General features: G+C 40.9%; 14 protein-coding genes. 10 read left to right on the top strand and 4 right to left on the bottom strand.

Features of this window, described 5'->3' with window-relative positions:
- Positions 1-14 precede the first annotated feature (14 nt).
- Positions 15-1,640: an ABC-F family ATP-binding cassette domain-containing protein gene (locus B2400_RS04465; RefSeq protein WP_149526455.1), complete on the bottom strand. Its 1,626-nt coding sequence runs from the start codon at positions 1,638-1,640 to the stop codon at positions 15-17.
- 191 nt (positions 1,641-1,831) lie between these two features.
- Between B2400_RS04465 and B2400_RS04460 the strand changes: the two genes are divergently transcribed.
- The 7 genes from B2400_RS04460 (at position 1,832) to B2400_RS04430 (ending at position 10,692) form a co-directional block, all read left to right on the top strand.
- The gene (locus B2400_RS04460) at positions 1,832-2,086 is read left to right on the top strand and encodes a hypothetical protein (RefSeq protein ID WP_149526454.1); all 255 of its coding nucleotides are present in this window, start codon (positions 1,832-1,834) and stop codon (positions 2,084-2,086) included.
- Between the two features lie 205 nt (positions 2,087-2,291).
- Positions 2,292-4,862, top strand: coding sequence for a SusC/RagA family TonB-linked outer membrane protein (locus B2400_RS04455; RefSeq protein WP_293931243.1), 2,571 nt, complete (start codon positions 2,292-2,294; stop codon positions 4,860-4,862).
- A gap of 11 nt (positions 4,863-4,873) precedes the next feature.
- Positions 4,874-5,659: a hypothetical protein gene (locus B2400_RS04450; protein WP_149526452.1), complete on the top strand. Its 786-nt coding sequence runs from the start codon at positions 4,874-4,876 to the stop codon at positions 5,657-5,659.
- Positions 5,660-5,671: 12 nt separating this feature from the next.
- Entirely contained in the window at positions 5,672-7,150 is a 1,479-nt protein-coding gene (locus B2400_RS04445) for a RagB/SusD family nutrient uptake outer membrane protein (protein WP_293931240.1), read from the top strand.
- A gap of 2 nt (positions 7,151-7,152) precedes the next feature.
- Positions 7,153-8,019 carry a zinc-binding metallopeptidase gene (locus tag B2400_RS04440; protein WP_293931237.1) on the top strand — a complete coding sequence of 289 codons (867 nt, stop codon included), beginning with the start codon at positions 7,153-7,155 and terminating at the stop codon, positions 8,017-8,019.
- Positions 8,020-8,049: 30 nt separating this feature from the next.
- A complete protein-coding gene (locus B2400_RS04435; protein ID WP_293931234.1) occupies positions 8,050-9,357 on the top strand; it encodes a DUF4302 domain-containing protein in 1,308 nt (435 codons plus the stop codon).
- 6 nt (positions 9,358-9,363) lie between these two features.
- Positions 9,364-10,692: a DUF4302 domain-containing protein gene (locus B2400_RS04430; RefSeq protein ID WP_293931232.1), complete on the top strand. Its 1,329-nt coding sequence runs from the start codon at positions 9,364-9,366 to the stop codon at positions 10,690-10,692.
- A 62-nt stretch (positions 10,693-10,754) separates the two neighbouring features.
- On the opposite strand, the gene B2400_RS04425 is transcribed toward B2400_RS04430, so the two are convergent.
- Positions 10,755-11,327: an RNA polymerase sigma factor gene (locus B2400_RS04425; protein ID WP_293931230.1), complete on the bottom strand. Its 573-nt coding sequence runs from the start codon at positions 11,325-11,327 to the stop codon at positions 10,755-10,757.
- A gap of 341 nt (positions 11,328-11,668) precedes the next feature.
- Here B2400_RS04425 and B2400_RS04420 point away from each other — a divergent pair, with 341 nt between their 5' ends.
- Positions 11,669-12,067: a PEGA domain-containing protein gene (locus B2400_RS04420; protein ID WP_149526445.1), complete on the top strand. Its 399-nt coding sequence runs from the start codon at positions 11,669-11,671 to the stop codon at positions 12,065-12,067.
- Positions 12,068-12,069: 2 nt separating this feature from the next.
- Here B2400_RS04420 and B2400_RS04415 read toward each other — a convergent pair whose 3' ends face one another.
- Entirely contained in the window at positions 12,070-13,023 is a 954-nt protein-coding gene (locus B2400_RS04415) for a hypothetical protein (RefSeq protein ID WP_149526444.1), read from the bottom strand.
- A gap of 193 nt (positions 13,024-13,216) precedes the next feature.
- Here B2400_RS04415 and B2400_RS04410 point away from each other — a divergent pair, with 193 nt between their 5' ends.
- A complete protein-coding gene (locus B2400_RS04410; RefSeq protein WP_149526443.1) occupies positions 13,217-14,665 on the top strand; it encodes an alanine/glycine:cation symporter family protein in 1,449 nt (482 codons plus the stop codon).
- A gap of 166 nt (positions 14,666-14,831) precedes the next feature.
- On the opposite strand, the gene B2400_RS04405 is transcribed toward B2400_RS04410, so the two are convergent.
- The gene (locus B2400_RS04405) at positions 14,832-16,109 is read right to left on the bottom strand and encodes a hypothetical protein (RefSeq protein ID WP_149526442.1); all 1,278 of its coding nucleotides are present in this window, start codon (positions 16,107-16,109) and stop codon (positions 14,832-14,834) included.
- A 513-nt stretch (positions 16,110-16,622) separates the two neighbouring features.
- On the opposite strand from B2400_RS04405, the gene B2400_RS04400 reads away from it, so the two are divergent.
- Positions 16,623-17,954, top strand: a complete 1,332-nt coding sequence (locus tag B2400_RS04400; RefSeq protein WP_293931224.1) for a Na+/H+ antiporter NhaC family protein — start codon at positions 16,623-16,625, stop codon at positions 17,952-17,954.
- Positions 17,955-18,077 lie beyond the last annotated feature (123 nt).

Genomic DNA, 18,077 nt, shown 5'->3' with positions numbered 1-18,077 from the left:
AATCGCCTTTTTTGTTATTTATACATTTGCTCGCGTTGTGCTTTTACAGCGTCGGAGTTTATGTATTCATCGTATGACATGAGTTTGTCGATGATTCCGTTTGGAGTAAGTTCGATGATGCGGTTTGCCACAGTTTGTGTTAATTCGTGGTCACGTGATGTGAATAGCATCGATCCTTTGAAATCGTTCATTCCGTTGTTTAAGGCGGTAATGGATTCCAAGTCTAAGTGGTTGGTTGGTTCGTCGAAGATCAAGAAGTTTGCTCCTTGTAACATCATACGAGAGAACATACAACGCATTTTCTCACCTCCGGATAGTACTGAGCACTTCTTCAATACTTCTTCACCAGAGAATAACATCTTACCTAAGAATCCGCGGATGAATTGCTCATCAGCATCAGGTTTCGTTGTGTAATCTCTCAACCAGTCGACAAGGTTCTCATCTTTTCCGTCAAAGAAGGCTGCGTTATCAATTGGCATATCTGCCGGCGTAATTGTTACGCCCCATTTGAATTCACCTTTATAGTCTTGATCACGCCCTGTCAGGATATCGTAGAATGCTGAGGTCACTAAGTTGTTTTCAGCTAGAACAGCAATCTTATCACCCTTATTCATCATAAAAGTGATGTCTTTGAAGTAAACTTCACCGTTTTTGGTTTTGCTTAATCCTTCGACATTCAGGATTTGATCTCCAGGCTCTCTATCCATCATGTTGAACATGATAGCAGGGTATTTTCTGTTTGAAGGCTTGATCTCATCGATATTGATCTTATCCAAAGCTTTCTTACGAGAAGTTGCTTGCTTAGATTTGGAAGCATTGGCCGAGAAACGACGGATAAACTCCTGAAGTTCTTTAACCTTATCTTCCATTTTCTTGTTCTGATCAGCACGCTGTTTCAATGCTAATTGAGAAGACTCGTACCAGAAGGTGTAGTTACCAGAGTAGATTGACATCTTGCTGAAGTCAATGTCCACAATGTGCGTACATACAGCATCTAGGAAGTGACGGTCGTGAGATACGACCAATACGATTGCTTCATAAGACGCAAGGAAATCTTCTAACCATGCAATGGTGTTAATATCCAAGTCGTTGGTAGGCTCATCCAGAATCAGGATATCTGGGTTACCGAAAAGTGCTTGTGCTAATAACACGCGAACTTTTTCATTACCATCTAATTCTTTGACTTGTTTATAGTGAAGATCTTCTTTAATTCCTAAGTTGCTCAATAGGGTTGCTGCATTGCTTTCTGCGTTCCAGCCATCCATTTCAGCAAATAAACTCTCTAACTCACCCGCACGCTCTCCGTCGGCATCAGTAAAAGGATCTTTCATATAGATTTCATCCTTTTCTTTCATGACTTTGAATAGTTCCTGATTACCCATCATGACAGTTTGGATTACAGGGAATTCATCGAATGCATAGTGGTTCTGGTTAAGAACTGACATGCGCTCGCCTGGTGTAAAGGAAACTGATCCAGTGCTTGGATCTACTTCTCCTGATATGATTTTTAGGAATGTAGATTTACCAGCACCATTGGCACCAATAATACCGTAACAATTTCCGGGAGTAAACTTTAGGTTGACATCTTCGAATAGAACACGTTTTCCATAGCGAAGAGATAAATTTGATACATTAATCATGGTGCAAAGATACGCTTTTCGATTGGATTAGTGTACGGTCAAGTCGCTAATTATTAGGTGCTGATTAGAAGTCGATTGGATAGGATGAAAATATTTTTTTGAAGTGGATAGTACGGTGCCTAAAAAATACTGTTTATCATATTGAACGGCCTTCAAAGTTTCGCGTCGTTTGAAAATTATAACCACCAATTATGACGGAAAGAATTACAGAATTCTTGTTGGAGAATTATTTATCCGATGGTTGTTCCAAAGCCGAAATGAAGCGCGTTGAGGAGTATGTGAATTCAGTAGAGGGTAAGCTGCATTTGGATGAGTATTTAGATAAGGTTTGGGAGGCAGCGTCGAAGGAGCGAGTCGATGAGGATGTGTTGGATGAGTGTAGAGGCTTGTTTTTAATGGAGGTGGCAAAGGAAAACCACTTTGAGGAACGTAATGGTAGGAAGTAGCATGGACATGGAGATCCCTCCAACAAATTGACTGAAAGATTAAGATTCATCATAAACATTAATAAACAACATTGGCAATCAATTTAGGGCATTAGAAGGAAATGCCGAACGTGGCGGCACCATTCGAAAGATCTTTTTTAAATAAGCTTTAACCAAAATACACGCTAAGTTTTGATAGATTTTTTATGACTAATTACTTAACTATATGGATTTATTTTTAATTTTTAACAAAGCGAAGTCGTTATGGATAACAACATTTTCTTCCGTGTTGATTTTATTCCTACTATCTAGCGCTGAGGCGAATAGCGTGGGTTCCATAGACTTCCAACGAACCATTAAAGGGGAAGTGCGCGATCAGGGCGGTAAACCATTATCGGGAGCTTCAGTGATAATCAAAGGCACTTCACAGGGGGTGTCAACCGATTCCGAGGGGAAGTTTACACTACAGGTTCCTGCGGGCGCAGTTCTTCAGATTCGATTATTAGGCTACGAAGGACAGGATATCACCGTTGGTGCACGTGATTTTATTAGCGTCAATATGAAGGCTACAAGTACGGTTCTTGATGATGTTGTAGTTACGGGCTATCAGGTGGTAAGTAAGCGACAATTCACTGGCGCTTCTACGAAGATTAACACCGAGGATGTCCGTCGCGACGGTATTGCCGATGTCAGCCGGATGTTAGAAGGACAAGTTGCAGGTGTTTCGGTTCAGAATGTATCGGGGACATTCGGAGCTGCTCCTAAAATAAGGGTTCGGGGTGCGACTTCCATCAGCGGGGACAACAAGCCTTTATGGGTTGTAGATGGGATGATCCTGGAGGATATTGTCAATATTTCTAACGAGCAGTTGTCAACGGGCGACCCGGCGACCCTAATCGGATCGTCTGTAGCAGGATTAAATCCTGACGATATTGAGAGCTTCGAAATATTAAAAGATGCCGCTGCGACATCTCTATATGGCGCTCGTGCAATGAACGGGGTTATCGTCATTACGACCAAAAAAGGTAGGGTTGGAACACCTTTAGTTTCCTATACTGGAAATTTCTCAACCTATCTCAAACCTTCTTACAGTCAGTTTAATATTATGAATTCCCACGATCAGATGTCGATGTATGCGGAAATGCAACGTAAAGGATGGCTGAATTATGGGCAAACGTCTCGATTTGCCAATGGTGGTGTATTCGTTAAGATGGCAGATCTGATCAATCAATATAACGAGTCGAACGGGCAATTTGGGTTGAAGAATGATCCAGCAAGTAGACGTGCTTTTCTAGAGCGCTATGCGAACGCTAATACGGATTGGTTCGACGTGTTGTTCGATAATTCGCTAATGCAAGAGCATGCATTAAGCGTGTCTATGGGTACAGAAAAAGGCCAGTTGTATGTCTCTACAAGTTATTTGAACGATAATGGCTGGAGTAAAGCAGACGCGGTACAACGTTATACGGGGAATGTGCGGGCGACTTTTACACCAAGCAAGCGCCTTAACTTTGGAATTATCGCGCAGGGATCGATTCGTGATCAAAATGCACCGGGAACCTTAGGACGGACAAGTAACCAGGTTACTGGAAGCTTTGATCGTGATTTTGATATTAATCCCTTCAGCTATGCCCTAAATACCAGCAGGGTGCTTACAGCCTATGATGAAAAGGGAAACCTCGAGTATTTTAGACGGAATTTCGCACCCTTCAATATTCTCAATGAATTGGAATACAATAATATCAAACTGAATTTTATTGATTTCAAAATGCAGGGTGATTTGCGATATAATATTCTAAACAACCTTAAGTTTTCTTTTGAAGGAGCATATCGATATGCGGTTACCAATCAGGAGCATAACATCCACGAAAACTCGAATATCCCAAATGCATATCGAGCAGATGCGGATGCGACAATTCGAGAATCGAACAGGTTTCTTTATCGTGATCCTGATAATCCGGAAGCTGAACCTATTGTTATTCTCCCTTACGGAGGATTCTATAATACAGACGATGTTAATATGGTTAGTTACAATCTTCGGAATTCCTTGGATTACAATGTAAAACTCGCGGAGGATCATAAGCTGAATTCTTATGCATTTATGGAGCTCCGTTCTGCTGATAGAAAGTTTAAGGTTTTCAACGGATATGGCTATCAATTTGATAAGGGCGGTGTACCGTATGTGGATCCTAAATTTCTGAAAATGATGGTTGAAGCGAATGCGAATTATTTTGAAATGTCCAAGCGTAAGGAGCGTTTTCTAGCCTACGGTTTGAATTCTCGGTATACTTTTAAAGATCGATACAACGTGGCGGGAACTGTTCGCTATGATGGTTCCAACTTAATGGGGCGCACGAATACAGCGCGTTGGTTACCGACTTGGAACCTGAGTGCTTCCTGGAACATCGATGGTGAGGAGTTTTTCCAAAGGCAAAGCTTTATCAATACGGCGACCCTTCGGGCGAGTTATGGATTGACAGCTAGTAGCGGACCTGCTACTAATTCGAGCGTTGTATTGCGTAATCGAGCAGCCAATAGACCTTACTTAACCGAAAGAGAGTCTGTTATCGGGATAGCTAATGTCGAGAACTCAGAGTTGACTTGGGAGAAGATGTACAAGGCTAATATCGGGTTTGATATGGCCATGTGGAATAATAGACTGACACTAACGATGGACTATTATGACCACGATAGCTACGATCTGATTGGACGTATTCGGACCGGCGGTATTGATGGGGAAGCTTTGAAGTTAGCAAACTATGCTGACATGGAAGCCTATGGTGTTGAAGGTCCTTAGGTGTCAAGTTATTGAATAAATCGGATTGGAAATGGGATACACAATTTAATTTCGGATATAATAAAGCGAAAATTACGAACCTACGTAATGAGCCCAATATTTGGTCACTCGTAAATACAGACGGTGGCGCCATGGTGGGGTATCCGCAGCGAGGCTTGTTTTCATTAGATTATAGAGGACTTGATCAAAAACAGGGGATGCCTAAATTCATCAATGAAAAGGGAGAGGAGTCTCCAGAGGTCTTTTTACAAGATCTAAATACTTCACATCTCGTTTATGGAGGTTCTATCGATCCACTGCTAACCGGTGGTTTCTTCAACGGATTCCAATATAAGAATATTCGGCTTACAGCATTAGTGACCTTCAGTACAGGGAATGTTGTGCGTCTTAGACCAGCGTTCAGAAGCTCATATACAGAGTTGGATGCGACGCCCGACGAGTTCTTGAATCGATGGCTAATGTATGGTGATGACGCGGAACCTTCCATACTCGACCGACGTGAGAACTCCGATATCATCGGTTCTTATCCGTATAATAACTACAATTATTCCACCCGTCGGGTTGCTAAGGGTGACTTTATTCGCTTGAAGCAAGTGATGCTCTCATACAATTTGCCGCAGAATTTACTCAAAACATCGACATTGAAATCAGCGTCGTTGAGCTTGGTCGCAAATAATCTTTGGTTGATTTACTCGGATAAAGATTTGAATGGACAGGATCCTGAGTTCTTTGGCTCTGGCGGTGTGGCAATGCCTATCCCTCGTCAATTTACGCTATCACTTAAACTAGGAATTTAGAACCAAACGATTATGAAAACTATAAATAAGATTATTATCCCATCTGCGATTTTATTCCTAGGTCTTTTACCGTCATGTAATAAGTTCCTAGATGTAAATCCTGATATGCGAACCGAAATTAATTCGGTGGAAAAAGTCGCTGAACTTCTGGCGACAGCATATCCGCAAGCAAACTATATCAGTTTTACGGAGGGGATGTCGGATAATGCAGGCGATAAAGGAGCTGGAACAGTGGAAATCGTAAATTCAGCGCCTTATCGATTTGAAGATGTCGCGGATATCAATATGGATTCGCCTACTTATTATTGGAATGCAGCTTATGCCGCTATTGCTGCCGCAAACCATGCCTTAGAGGCTATTCAAAAGGCGGGTGATGATCCTGCATATATACCCTACAAGGGTGAGGCTTTAGTCGCTAGAGCTTACGCGCACTTTATGTTGGTCAATTTCTTTGCACAACCCTACGATGCAACAAATGCTGCAGCCAATCCCGGAATACCTTATGTAACAGAGGTCGGCAAAGTGGTCATTGGCAAATATGAACGTAGCACTGTCGCTGAAACCTACAATAAGATTGAAAAGGATCTGTTAGAAGGCTTGCCGCTATTAGATAATGCCGCTTATAAGAAAGCTCCAAAATATCATTTTACCGTTGCGGCTGCACATGCTTTTGCTACGCGTTTTTACTTGTTTAAAAAAGACTATCAGAAGACTATTGAGCATGCAAACCAAGTCTTCGTGGGGGGCGATATAGCATCCAGTCTTCGTGCTATCAATTCGGAAGCTTACCGTTCATTTCAATACTATGAGCTACAAGCTCAATATAAACGAGCAGACAATCCAGCGAATTTATTGATGGCAGAAGCCCCTTCTATTTGGGGAAGGTTTTATCCCGTATATCGTTATAGCCTGACGACTGATATCATGAATGAGCTTTTCACGACGTCCAATGTCACTGACGGTTCTTGGGCATATAATATCTACGGAAGAGAAACGAGCCTAAATATCCCTAAGTTTAGGGAACACTTCGTTCGCCAGACGTTGAACGCTGAAACCGGAACGCCATACAATATTATTCCATTGTTTACTGCAGAGGAGGTGTTGTTCAATAGAGCGGAGGCATATGCCGAATTAGCAAAATATGATAATGCCATACAAGACTTAAATGATTTCGCGTCCAAGCGCATTATACATAGTCCTTCGATTCCGATATATGTTCCAGAATTGCACAGTATTACAGACCGGAACCTGTTGGAATTTTACAAAACGGCAGATTTGAAGCGTGCGATCGTACAGTGTGTGTTAGATTTCAAACGCGTAGATTTTATTTTTGAAGGACAACGCTGGTTTGATATTATTCGTCACAAATTACCGGTTACCCATAGGACTACGGACAATGAGATACTCATCTTGGGAGTTAATGATCCGATGCGCGTGTTCCAGATTCCGCAGGAAGCACAAAGTTCTGGTTTAGCCTTAAATCCTCGCTAATTATGAAAAGAAATAACATCACTCAATATTTAATACCTCTTTTATTGTTGCTTTTGGCCGCTTGTGGCAAAGAAGAAAAGATAAAGGACACTCCAATACTAGGTCTTGGAGGGGATACCTGGGTTAGTGGTCCAATTGATGATTGGTTGAAGAAGGAATTTCTTGATCCTTACAACATCGAAGTAAAGTATCGCTGGGATCCATACGAGTTGAATTATGTAAAGAGTATCGTCCCTATTCGGGAAGAGAAGATTCAACCCTCTATGTCGTCCGTTCGCGAAATATGGATTAAGCCCTATGTCAAAGTAGCGGGAGAATCTTTCATCAAGAAATATGCACCGAAGCAGTTCGTACTAGCTGGCAGTGCGGAATGGAACAATGATGGAACAATCGTGTTAGGTCAAGCTGAAGGCGGCAGGAAGATCGTCTTGCTCCTTTTAAACGAATTTGATCCTAAGGACAGACCGCAAGTTGAGCGTATGCTGCATACTATGCATCATGAATTTGCTCATATCCTACATCAAACAAAGTTGTATCCGTTAGAATGGAAGGCCCTGAATCCGGAATGGTATACAGCGACATGGTTTAATAATACGGATGAAATTGCGCATCAACAAGGCCTGATATCCGCTTATGCGAAGGCGAATGCTGACGAGGATTTTGTTGAAACTGTCTCGTTTTTATTGGTATACGGACAAGCTCACTTTGATTCGGTGGTCAATAAAGAGAATGTTCCGGCAAAAGCCAAAGCGATTCTTAGAAAGAAGGAGTCGATGGTTGTCGATTATTTCACTAAGCAATATCAAATTGACTTTAGGGCATTACAGCGAGAGACACAATCAGCATTGGCAGCCTTTCTTGCAGATTAACCATTATTCATCATTTCAAAATTAAACAGCATGAAAAAATATATAGCTTGGATAATTTTAAGTCTTCTTGTTCTAACTTACTCCTGTAAGAAGAATGAATTTGAAGGCGAACGTCCGGACAAAAAGCTGGGGGAAGCCTTGGTTTCATTTGAAAAAGCATTGGTTTCAGCGGAGCATGGTTGGAAAGCGCATTTGTACCCCGATAGAGGGCGAGGCTTTGGTTTTTATTTAAAGTTTAACGATAAAAACCGGGTAACCATGTATTCAGATATCAATAATACAACAGGAACAGAATCCAAAGAAAGTTCTTTTAGATTAAAGGCTGTCACAACGCCGGCGCTTTATTTCGATACCTATTCGTACATGCATCTGCTGGCAGATCCAGATCCATCCATACTGAACGGGGTGCCTGGTTGGGGAATGTTTGCAGATTTCGAGTTCAATTTCAAAAAGGTCAGCGCGGATACCATAGAGTTAGTCGGCAGTTTATCGCAGAGTAAACTTGTCCTTGTGAAAGCGAATGCGGAGGAAGCAACAGCCTACAGTAACGGCAATTTGAACAATTTACGAACTGTCGCCGAAAAATATAATCAAACTGCGCGTTTCCCATTTCTCAACACCAAGTCGGGCGTTCGCGTCAGCACGGCATTGAACCTGATCACCAAAGAAGTTTCTTTCGTTTATCTGAAAGATTCCAAATTGGAGACGAAGAGTCTAGGATTCGCCTTTTCCGGAATCAATGAAATCGTATTAAAGGAAGCATTTGAATTTGATGACTTGCATATTGAAAAGTTTATCCTCGGTTTAGAGGACAATAGTGTTCACGCAATAAATGCAGGACAGAACGTGCCGATTCAATCTGCAAGCGAGCCTATTCTGCCGCTCAACAAAATCCTAGGCGTGCAATATATGTCTATTGTCGTCCCAATGGAACAGGCAGTTGTAGGTAGCGGAGCTGAATTTAATACACGAAGAAATGCGTTTTTGACGGCAGGGAAGGCTCGCTTAGCTGCCGGCACTACATTTCCGCAGATGAATTTAGTTTTTGATATCAATGAACAATTATTGATAGTAAACCAGATTATTCGACAGGGATTGAATAGTTTCTCCGCCCTTTATATTTTCACCTACCGCATGGATGGGGACCATTTTGTGCTCAACTATGAGCAACCTCTCTATGGAAATGCCGAAGTGCTCGAGAATGCCTTTGAGCCAATCATTGAAGGCCTTCATCAAGGGAAGTTTGAATTTGAATATGAATTGACGGCCTCCCAGGTTAGAGCCAGTGGCGATAATAAGAACTTAGCAGGATTTAAATTCATTGGCGACTTAAATTAGAAAATTATGAAAAAGTTAATAAAGATTATACTAGTTGCTTTCTCAATAATGTCCTGTACTAAGGATAAATCTTCCGCTTATGATGTGGAAGAAGTCTTCCCGAGTTCAGAAGAAATGCTCGCCCAGTTTCAGAAAGCGCTAGATGCAGGATCTTCACATTGGGAAGCAATATTAAATCCAAATGCTGGAAAAACCTACAATCTATATTTTCAGTTGGCGAAGGATGGGAAAGTTTCATCATTAGCGGACTTAACGGTGAAGAGTGCAAAAGATACGAAGGCTGCGACCTATCGATTAGAAGGCAAAGCAACCCATGCAAGCCTTATTTTTTCTGCTGGAACCTATCTGGATGATATCTTACATAAAGAAGGATTTAGAAATGTCGGTGCCGATACGTCCTATGCATTCGAAAGTATGAAAGGTGATACCTTAATTCTCAGAGGCAACAGATTCGGCGATGAGCTTAAATTGATCAGTCTGAAGGCGGAGGATGTCAGCAAATATGAAACCGGCATGCTGAGCAATACCTTTGGCTACTTATCGGAATTCTTTGAAAGTCGACGATTCTTTTATTTCATCGCAGAAGGTAATATTCCGGTTCAATTTATTATAGATCCAGAAACTCGTAGTATTCGCGTATTGTATGTTGAAAACAAACAGCTCAAGTTTAGTACTACGGATTACGCCTATGGAATTGAAAAAATTCGCTTAAAAACACCACTTCGGATTGGAAGCCAGATTATCAGTGATTTAAATTTTGATACCCAGAAAAAGACTTTCTATTTGCAGAAGAACCAAGCATCGCGCTATGATTTATTAGGCGCAAGCTTACCTGTAATCCCATTACACATTATGTTGGGTGAAGAAGTGTCGCCCATTTTGTCTATGCCTTCACCGATATTTATTGAAGAGTTGCCGGGCTGGTCTACTTCATTTCGGGATGTTTGGATGGAAGCAACAAACAAACTATTCAGCGAACGGAGCTTTTATTTATTAGTAATGGCCTTTGAGTTGAATACCAAGGCTAATATCTTAGATTTAAAGCTGTATTTTCAACGAGGCAGCAGCATCTTTTTAGGAACCTTTCCTTTCTCATTTGAGAAAACCGATGCCGGCGTCTATACCTTAAAACGACTTCCGTTTGAAGCAGGTAGTATTCCACATGCCAATGCTGAGTTTATCGAACCTTCCGTTGCTGGACTAATTGGACTATTTCCGGATAAACAATATACTATTGATTATTATGACGCTGGGGATAACGTCATCGGACAGTTTAAAAGCGTAGACCAAGCTGAGCTCTATTTTACAGGCGAGTTTGGAAGTTACTTTGAATAAACGCAACAATACTCTTATCCTAGTCTTTTATACTATAGACTAGGATAAGAGTTTCTAAAAAATTATTGATTTCTGTAGTCGTTTAACTTGCCCTTCACATAGGCTATTGAAGCGCTTATTTGATTGCGAACGGTATGTATGGATATATTCAATTTCTTTGCTATCTCGGCATAGGTCATGTCGTCCTCTCTACTTAAACAAAATACGAGTCGCCGTTGTTCTGGAAGGTCCGCGACAATCCTACTGACTCTGTTTTCTAACTCTTTGAGGTTTAGCTCTGCATCGGCAGTGCCGTCATACGCCAGAGCACTCGAAAGCTGCGGGTTTGAAATAGATTCTGTGATAAGCTTTTTGCTTTTATGGAAATTGATAACTGCATTTTTAGCAGCTTTGACCATATAGGGGCGGAGGGATTGATCGCCATCAATCCGTATAAGGTCTCTTTTCTGCCACATCTTAAGCATAACATCCATAGCGATTTCTTTCGCTATATCGCTGTTCTTTATTAATCGGTTTGCAAAGGAGAAAATTTGGAAGAAGTACTTATCGAATATAATCGATAACGCCATTTCATTGCCATGGCTTCCAAGTTTCAATAATTCGGCATCGGATAATTTAAGTAATCGGTTCTTCATGATAAGCTATAAGTTTGTAACTAACTATAAAATACAATCCGTAAAAACCGCTTTTTAATTAAGTAGTAGGGAAAACTATTAATCAATTGGTTAATGTAATATACAAATAAAACTAAACTAATCCAATATTAATTTATTATTAAATATACTAGGTTGTTTGGTTTAGTTATTTTCAAGGGAAGAGTCTGTGGAAAAGATACCTGTGGAATGTAATAAATAACGTTTTAGCGTTGTGTTAGGGAATTGGGGTTGAATAATCAACTTGTTAATTTCAATTAAAATGATAATTTTGGTTACAATTAGATCACTAGAGAATAAAAATATTAATTTAATATAAACTTATGATGAATTATACATTGCGCTCATTACTACTTGGAAGCGTCTTATTCTTTACTTCTTGTGCTACGGTATTTACAGGCACAAAACAAAACGTCATGATCAGGTCCAATCCGGAGGGCGCTACGATTGAAGTCGATGGTTTTGAGCGAGGTGTCACGCCTATGCCGGTAAAACTTAGAAAGGGATTCCGTGGACAAACTGTAACCTTGAAAAAAGAAGGATATGTTCCGTTTGAGTTCCGCCCTAACACCTTTTTTAATTTCGCAGCCATCGGAAACCTAATCAATATATTCGGATGGGGGATTGACGCGGCGACTGGCGCCTTCATGAAATATGATCCCGCAGTTTACGACATCAAGATGAAAGAGGTTGTAGATAAAAACGAAAAGGCTAATAAGTAATCTTAAAATTTATCCAATTCCAAAGCGAGCGCTTTCAAATCTTGTTTCATCAGATTGATATTCGACTCCAATTGATCATACATGTCAGCTCGGTTGTTTAGCTGCTCGCTTGAATATTTTCCGCCTTCGCCAAAATACAATTTAACAAGCTCATCGCTCGAGTCTTTATCGATTTGCCCTAAGTGAGTCCACTTTTCGATAATCTGTTCGCGGAAAGAGGAAGTTACATTATAATCCGGGTTAGCGTAATTTAGATAATACCAAACAGCGGGAGGGAAGATCGCCGAGGTCTTGCTGCCGAACCAAATGTCTTTCAGCGCATTTCGTTTATGTTGGAACTCAATCGATGCTTTATCAAAAAACATCAAAAAACCGAAGGTAGCTTCTGCAATACCCGTCGAGATGCCGGTCGCATTGGCAGCAGTTTCATTTTTAATAACTCCACCGGTCAATATCGCCCCGACGGCACCAACCACAATTGCTGCAATTGTCAACTTCGACTCGCGCTCGTCCGCAATACCCGAGAGATAATTCGCAACCTGGCTAGTACGTTCTTCTTCGCAATCCATCTCCGAAGATATTGCTGAAATCTCCAAGGAGGAAAGATTGATCTTATGATCTATATCCTGTTTTAATTCCAATAGTTCAATCCGCTGCTCAGTGTTGGGATTTCCTTGATTCAATTTTAAGCTCGTGTAACGCTCAAGCGTCGGTATCAGTCCTATCGCATTGGCGATGTTCAGGCTGTTGTGGCTGAGTTTCTTGCTGAGTGCCGGTGATATTTGCTGAAGATGAAGCGGGGTCGCGATATCTGACTCCGTATAATCATATACGTTTCGTTGATTACAATTGCTGTGCTGTAACAAGTTTCGGATCTCCGCATTCTTAATTGTGGCACAGGACGACACGAAAAACAACAGTAAACCGAAACCGGCAAATTTTATCAAGGCTCTCATGGGTGATAATTTGAAAGTAAATAAAGTGATTATCAGCGATATTTTCCAAGCTATAGCGTAATATTTTTTCTCGTCGCCGGATATTCAGATATCCCTTTCTTGAAAACCAAATCAAAATAAAATTTCTATAATTAGCGAAAAAAGTAGTTTCTTTACGCATATTTCACTTTTAATAAACAATTAAACCAAATTAATGGACCATATTGTATCCAGTATTTCATCTCTTGTATGGAGTGATATTTTTATTTATTTATGTCTATGTACGGGCCTTTACTTTTCTATCCGTACGGGTTTTCTACAGATTACCTATTTAAGAGATATGCTTCGGCTTCTTTTCGCGAAAAAGCAGGGCGATGAGGGTATTTCATCGTTTCAAGCGTTCGCACTGGCCATCTCAGGGCGCGTTGGAACCGGAAACATTATTGGTGTGGCGACTGCAATCTTTTACGGCGGACCAGGTGCAATCTTCTGGATGTGGGTAATTGCGTTTCTAGGCTCTGCCTCTGCATTTGTGGAAGCCATGCTAGGACAGGTATATAAACAAAAAGACGGTTCGGAGTTCCGCGGTGGTCCCGCTTATTATATCGAGAAAGGATTAGGTGTTAAGTGGTATGCTATATTATTCGCTGTACTGACCATCATCAGTGCAGGGATTTTATTACCTGGTGTGCAAAGTAATGCGATTGCATCTTCGGTAAACAATGCATTCGCGATCCCAACTTCTTATACAGGTATTGCTGTTGTCGTTTTATTGGTGTTGATCATCTTTGGCGGCGTAAAGCGTCTGGGCACTGTAGCAGAGTTCGTAGTGCCTTTTATGGCGGGAGGATATATCTTGATGACGCTTGTTATCATTGCAATGAATTATCAACAGATCCCTGAAGTCTTTGGACTGATATTTAGTAGTGCGTTTAGTCTGGATGCCACTTTCGGCGGAATTATTGGTATGGCAATCGCATGGGGAGTGAAACGTGGTATCTATTCGAATGAAGCAGGACAAGGTACGGCTCCGCATGCCGCTGCCGCAGCAGACGTAAACCATCCAGCTCAACAAGGATTGGTTCAGGCTTTCTCCGTTTATGTAGATACCCTTTTCGTATGTACTGCTACCGCTCTGATGATTTTATTTACAGGGATGTATAATGTAACGAATACGGATGCGGCAGGAAAGGCAACAACTTTATTGCAAGAAAATCTTCCAGGTGTAGATTACAATGGGTTTACGCAGGCCGCCGTTTCACATCATTTCCCGGGATTCGGAGGTAGCTTTGTCGCCATCGCTTTATTCTTTTTCGCCTTCACAACAATTATGGCGTATTACTATTACGCCGATACCAACATCGTCTATCTGATAAAGAACAATAAAGTACGCGCAATCGTTGGGCGTATTTTCCAAGTGGCATTCTTAATAGCTGTTTATTATGGAACGATAAGAACAGCCGATACCGCATGGGCGATCGGCGATATTGGAGTTGGACTGATGGCTTGGGTTAATATTATAGCGATCCTTCTTATGAGCAAAATTGCCATGAAGGTATGGAAGGATTATAAAATAAAGCGGAAGCAAGGAATCGAAAACCCGGACTTCGATCCAAAGGAAATTGGAATCAAGAATGCCGATTACTGGGAGAAGCGAGACTAGGAAGTAGATTTTAGATATTAGATGTGAGACATTAGAGTAGGATAGCTCTTGCATGTTTTCCATGTTTATTACTAGAATCGACGATATAAAAGATAGAGGCTGCTTCTTACGAAGCAGCCTCTTACTATTTTATTGTTTTCGTAGGTAAATTATTAAGGGTATTGAACTATTTCTTTATTAAATTATAGGTCAGCCCAATGAATGGGCCAGGTCTATAGCGCTCCAAGTATTTTATCTCTTTATCGGAGGTGCTGAATCTTAGGTTTTCATCGAGATTGCTCGTGTCCAATCGTTTGACATTGACGAAAGAAACGCCTGCCGTTAATACCAATTGATTCTTTTGTAAAAAGGCTGCGGATGCACCCAAGAAAAAGTTGATCTTCTTATTGTTGTTATAACTCAAACCAGTGGATAGCCCATATTCTACGGGCGTTCCGAAATCATACAAAGCATGTACTAGCGTACCAATGGAATGGGATAACAATTCTTTCTCTAACTGTTTGACACCAACAGGCTCTTGGTTTTCGTGCAGTTCAGCATAATCATGATCTGCAACAAAAGAAAGTAAATATCCCGCACTAACATTCACTCGCAATTTATGCGTAGTCTTAACGGAAAATTCGGGGAATCTATGTAACACGGTATCCTCTTTGCAGCATTTTAATACCGGTTTAATAAGAATTTCGTCACCCAATGCTTGATGACTTTCTCCAACATAAGTATAACTTGAATTCTCAGCAATCTGATGAATCTTAAAAGCTTCGCGTCCATCCTTGTATATTTTATCCCTATGGGAATCACTTAATAACTCTTCATATATCTTCTCTGCCTCTTGCCAATTGGAGCCATAGTAATCTTTTGTTTCGCTGTTAGAATTGACCAGTGGGGCATAAGTAGATTGCAGTAGGAGGAAGTTTTCTTTTATTGCATCGATACTAAGAAGATTCGCGTAGCGTTCGATTTCTTTTTTAAACTGTGGTACGTCGGCTATAAACGGTTCCTTATTAATGTATGCCTCTAGTTCCTTGCGGAGCGTTGCGGTCTCTTTGACTTTCTCGGCTGCCGCTTCGAACCGGAAAAAATTATCGGGAAATTCGTTGTCTATTACCGCGATCGGTGTCACAACGTTTTCATTCGTATCGGTCGATGTAATCATTGCGCTGCTCACGGTGGGTAGGAGCGGTTTTAGAAATTCTAGTATCTGTTGGAAGCCAATCTCAAATTCGTAAGTCGTAGGAACGTAAGTAGCTTCGCCCTTCGCTAAAAAGGGATTGATATTTACTATTTCTACTTTAAAGGTTGATTTATATCGTACGCTAGCATTCTTCGGGAATTTTCCTGGGTTGAATTTGTCGATGCGTATAATCTGCTCATCGCCCACTTGCGCCGTAAGGCTAAATGACAATCCCAAAAGGAGAAAAACTGTGAGTAGTATCGATTTCATCTTCTTCAATAGTTAGGGTTAATAGAAGCGTTCTTTCGATATTCGGGAAGATCATAAAAGGTAGATTTCTTTCAAATATCAGCCGTAAGGTAGCCATATAGAAAAACTGTGGAAATACCTAGTGCTAGGGATTTTTTAGGCTGCGAAGGATGGGAATAGCTTTAAAACACAAAGAGAAACAAACCTTTGTTCCTCTTTGTGTTTTCTGCTTTTAATGGATTCCGAAGCAAGTCGTAGCGAATAGTAATACGACTGCGACAAAAAGTAAAAGGAACAGGTTCGTCAATGGTGTCCTTTTCATGTTTATTTAATATTGCGTTCAAATTGGTGATTAACATTAAAGTTACGCTTTTTTTTGAGCTATAGAAATATTTCTACAAAGTACATGTCTTTAATTTATTGTTATTTATAAATGAACATAGAAAATACCCTACTTGTTTTGTAGTTTTTTTATTGAAGTGTCTGTTCTAGGATAATTATAGTACTTTTGTACGTTTTATCAATACTAATCGTATGAAGGGAGGCAATTTCTGGGCCTTACTGCCATTAATATTTTTTGTTGTCGTTTACTTCACCGGGTCGTATATATTGGGTGACTTTTATGCGCTGCCCGTTCTTGTTATCTTCGTTTTAGCGCTGTTCGTTGCGTTTTTTCAATTTCCAAAGGTGCCTTTCGCCGAAAAATTAAAGCATTTTTCGAAGGGCTCTGGCGATGAGAATATTTTGATTATGATCCTCATATTCTTATTGGCGGGCGCATTCGGAGAGCTATCTAAGAATGTGGGAGCGATATCTTCAACCATTAATTTTGCGTTGACTTATGTATCACCGCAGTTTATTATTGCAGGACTTTTCCTCGTCGCTTGTTTTATATCAACCTCCTTGGGTACATCAGTCGGTACAATCGTCGCTTTGGCACCCATTGCCGTAGGCTTGGAAGAAAATATCTCAGGCATTATGCCAATAGCCTTAGCCGCAGTGATAGGAGGAGCCATGTTTGGCGATAATCTCTCCTTCATTTCCGATACCACTATTGCTGCCACCCGTACGCAAGGCGTAGCAATGCGTGATAAATTTAAGGTCAACTTTAAGATGGTCCTGCCTGTTGCCGTTCTGGTATTTATCATCTATGCATTCCAAGGACAAGATCTAGTGAAAAATCTACAGCAGATACCAGTGGGCGAGTATGAAGTTGTCAAAATCGTTCCCTACCTGGTTGTATTCATCCTTGCGCTGCTAGGACTCCATGTTATTTTCACGCTAGGAATCGGTATTCTTGTTGCCGCAGGTATCGGGTTAGCAAGTAATACTGTTGACTTCCTAACGATATTGAAATCTATTAACGATGGTTTCGCAGGCATGTTCGAATTGAGTATCCTTTGTCTGATCATCGGTGGCGTTGTAGGCATCATCCGACTAAACGGCGGAATAGAATTCTTATTGAACGCTGTAACCAAGCGAATCGATTCCAAGAAAAGAGCCGAGCTCGGTATCGCTTTCTTAACAAGCTTAGTTAATTTGGCAATCGCTAATAATACCATCACCATCGTAATCGTTGGCCCGATCGCTAAAGAAATATCCGATAAAAACGGCTTGGACGGAAAACGCGTCGCCAGTATTTTAGATACCATATCCTGTTTCATTCAAGGATTAGTTCCTTATGGTGCCCAAATCCTTGCAGCGCTGGCAGCCGCCAATATGATACTTTCCGACCGACAATTGCCGCTACTTTCGCCAATAGATATTATGCAGTATTTGTATTACCCTATTTTATTAGGGATTATCACCCTGCTGTTTATCATCTTCCGAAAAGAAAAGCCTGTTGCTACAGAAGCGAAATCCTAAGATAACCTTATTAGAGTCGTTGTTTGGCAAGGTTATAACAACTTCAGCTCAATAGCATATTTAAGTCCTTACAAACCCCAATCAAACCCGCCCACGAGCGGGTTTGATTGGGGTTTGTATTGG

Source organism: Sphingobacterium sp. UBA6645 (assembly GCF_002455685.1).
In the GTDB taxonomy this organism is placed as follows: Bacteria; Bacteroidota; Bacteroidia; order Sphingobacteriales; family Sphingobacteriaceae; genus Sphingobacterium; species Sphingobacterium hotanense.
This window is presented reverse-complemented; position numbering and strand designations above follow the sequence as displayed.

Bases quoted from the DNA above. Each gene is read 5' to 3' on its own strand.
- B2400_RS04465 (WP_149526455.1), bottom strand. From the start codon at position 1,640: ATGATTAATGTATCAAATTTATCTCTTCGCTATGGAAAACGTGTTCTA.
- B2400_RS04460 (WP_149526454.1), top strand. From the start codon at position 1,832: ATGACGGAAAGAATTACAGAATTCTTGTTGGAGAATTATTTATCCGAT.
- B2400_RS04455 (WP_293931243.1), top strand. From the start codon at position 2,292: ATGGATTTATTTTTAATTTTTAACAAAGCGAAGTCGTTATGGATAACA.
- B2400_RS04445 (WP_293931240.1), top strand. From the start codon at position 5,672: ATGAAAACTATAAATAAGATTATTATCCCATCTGCGATTTTATTCCTA.
- B2400_RS04440 (WP_293931237.1), top strand. From the start codon at position 7,153: ATGAAAAGAAATAACATCACTCAATATTTAATACCTCTTTTATTGTTG.
- B2400_RS04435 (WP_293931234.1), top strand. From the start codon at position 8,050: ATGAAAAAATATATAGCTTGGATAATTTTAAGTCTTCTTGTTCTAACT.
- B2400_RS04430 (WP_293931232.1), top strand. From the start codon at position 9,364: ATGAAAAAGTTAATAAAGATTATACTAGTTGCTTTCTCAATAATGTCC.
- B2400_RS04425 (WP_293931230.1), bottom strand. From the start codon at position 11,327: ATGAAGAACCGATTACTTAAATTATCCGATGCCGAATTATTGAAACTT.
- B2400_RS04420 (WP_149526445.1), top strand. From the start codon at position 11,669: ATGATGAATTATACATTGCGCTCATTACTACTTGGAAGCGTCTTATTC.
- B2400_RS04415 (WP_149526444.1), bottom strand. From the start codon at position 13,023: ATGAGAGCCTTGATAAAATTTGCCGGTTTCGGTTTACTGTTGTTTTTC.
- B2400_RS04410 (WP_149526443.1), top strand. From the start codon at position 13,217: ATGGACCATATTGTATCCAGTATTTCATCTCTTGTATGGAGTGATATT.
- B2400_RS04405 (WP_149526442.1), bottom strand. From the start codon at position 16,109: ATGAAATCGATACTACTCACAGTTTTTCTCCTTTTGGGATTGTCATTT.
- B2400_RS04400 (WP_293931224.1), top strand. From the start codon at position 16,623: ATGAAGGGAGGCAATTTCTGGGCCTTACTGCCATTAATATTTTTTGTT.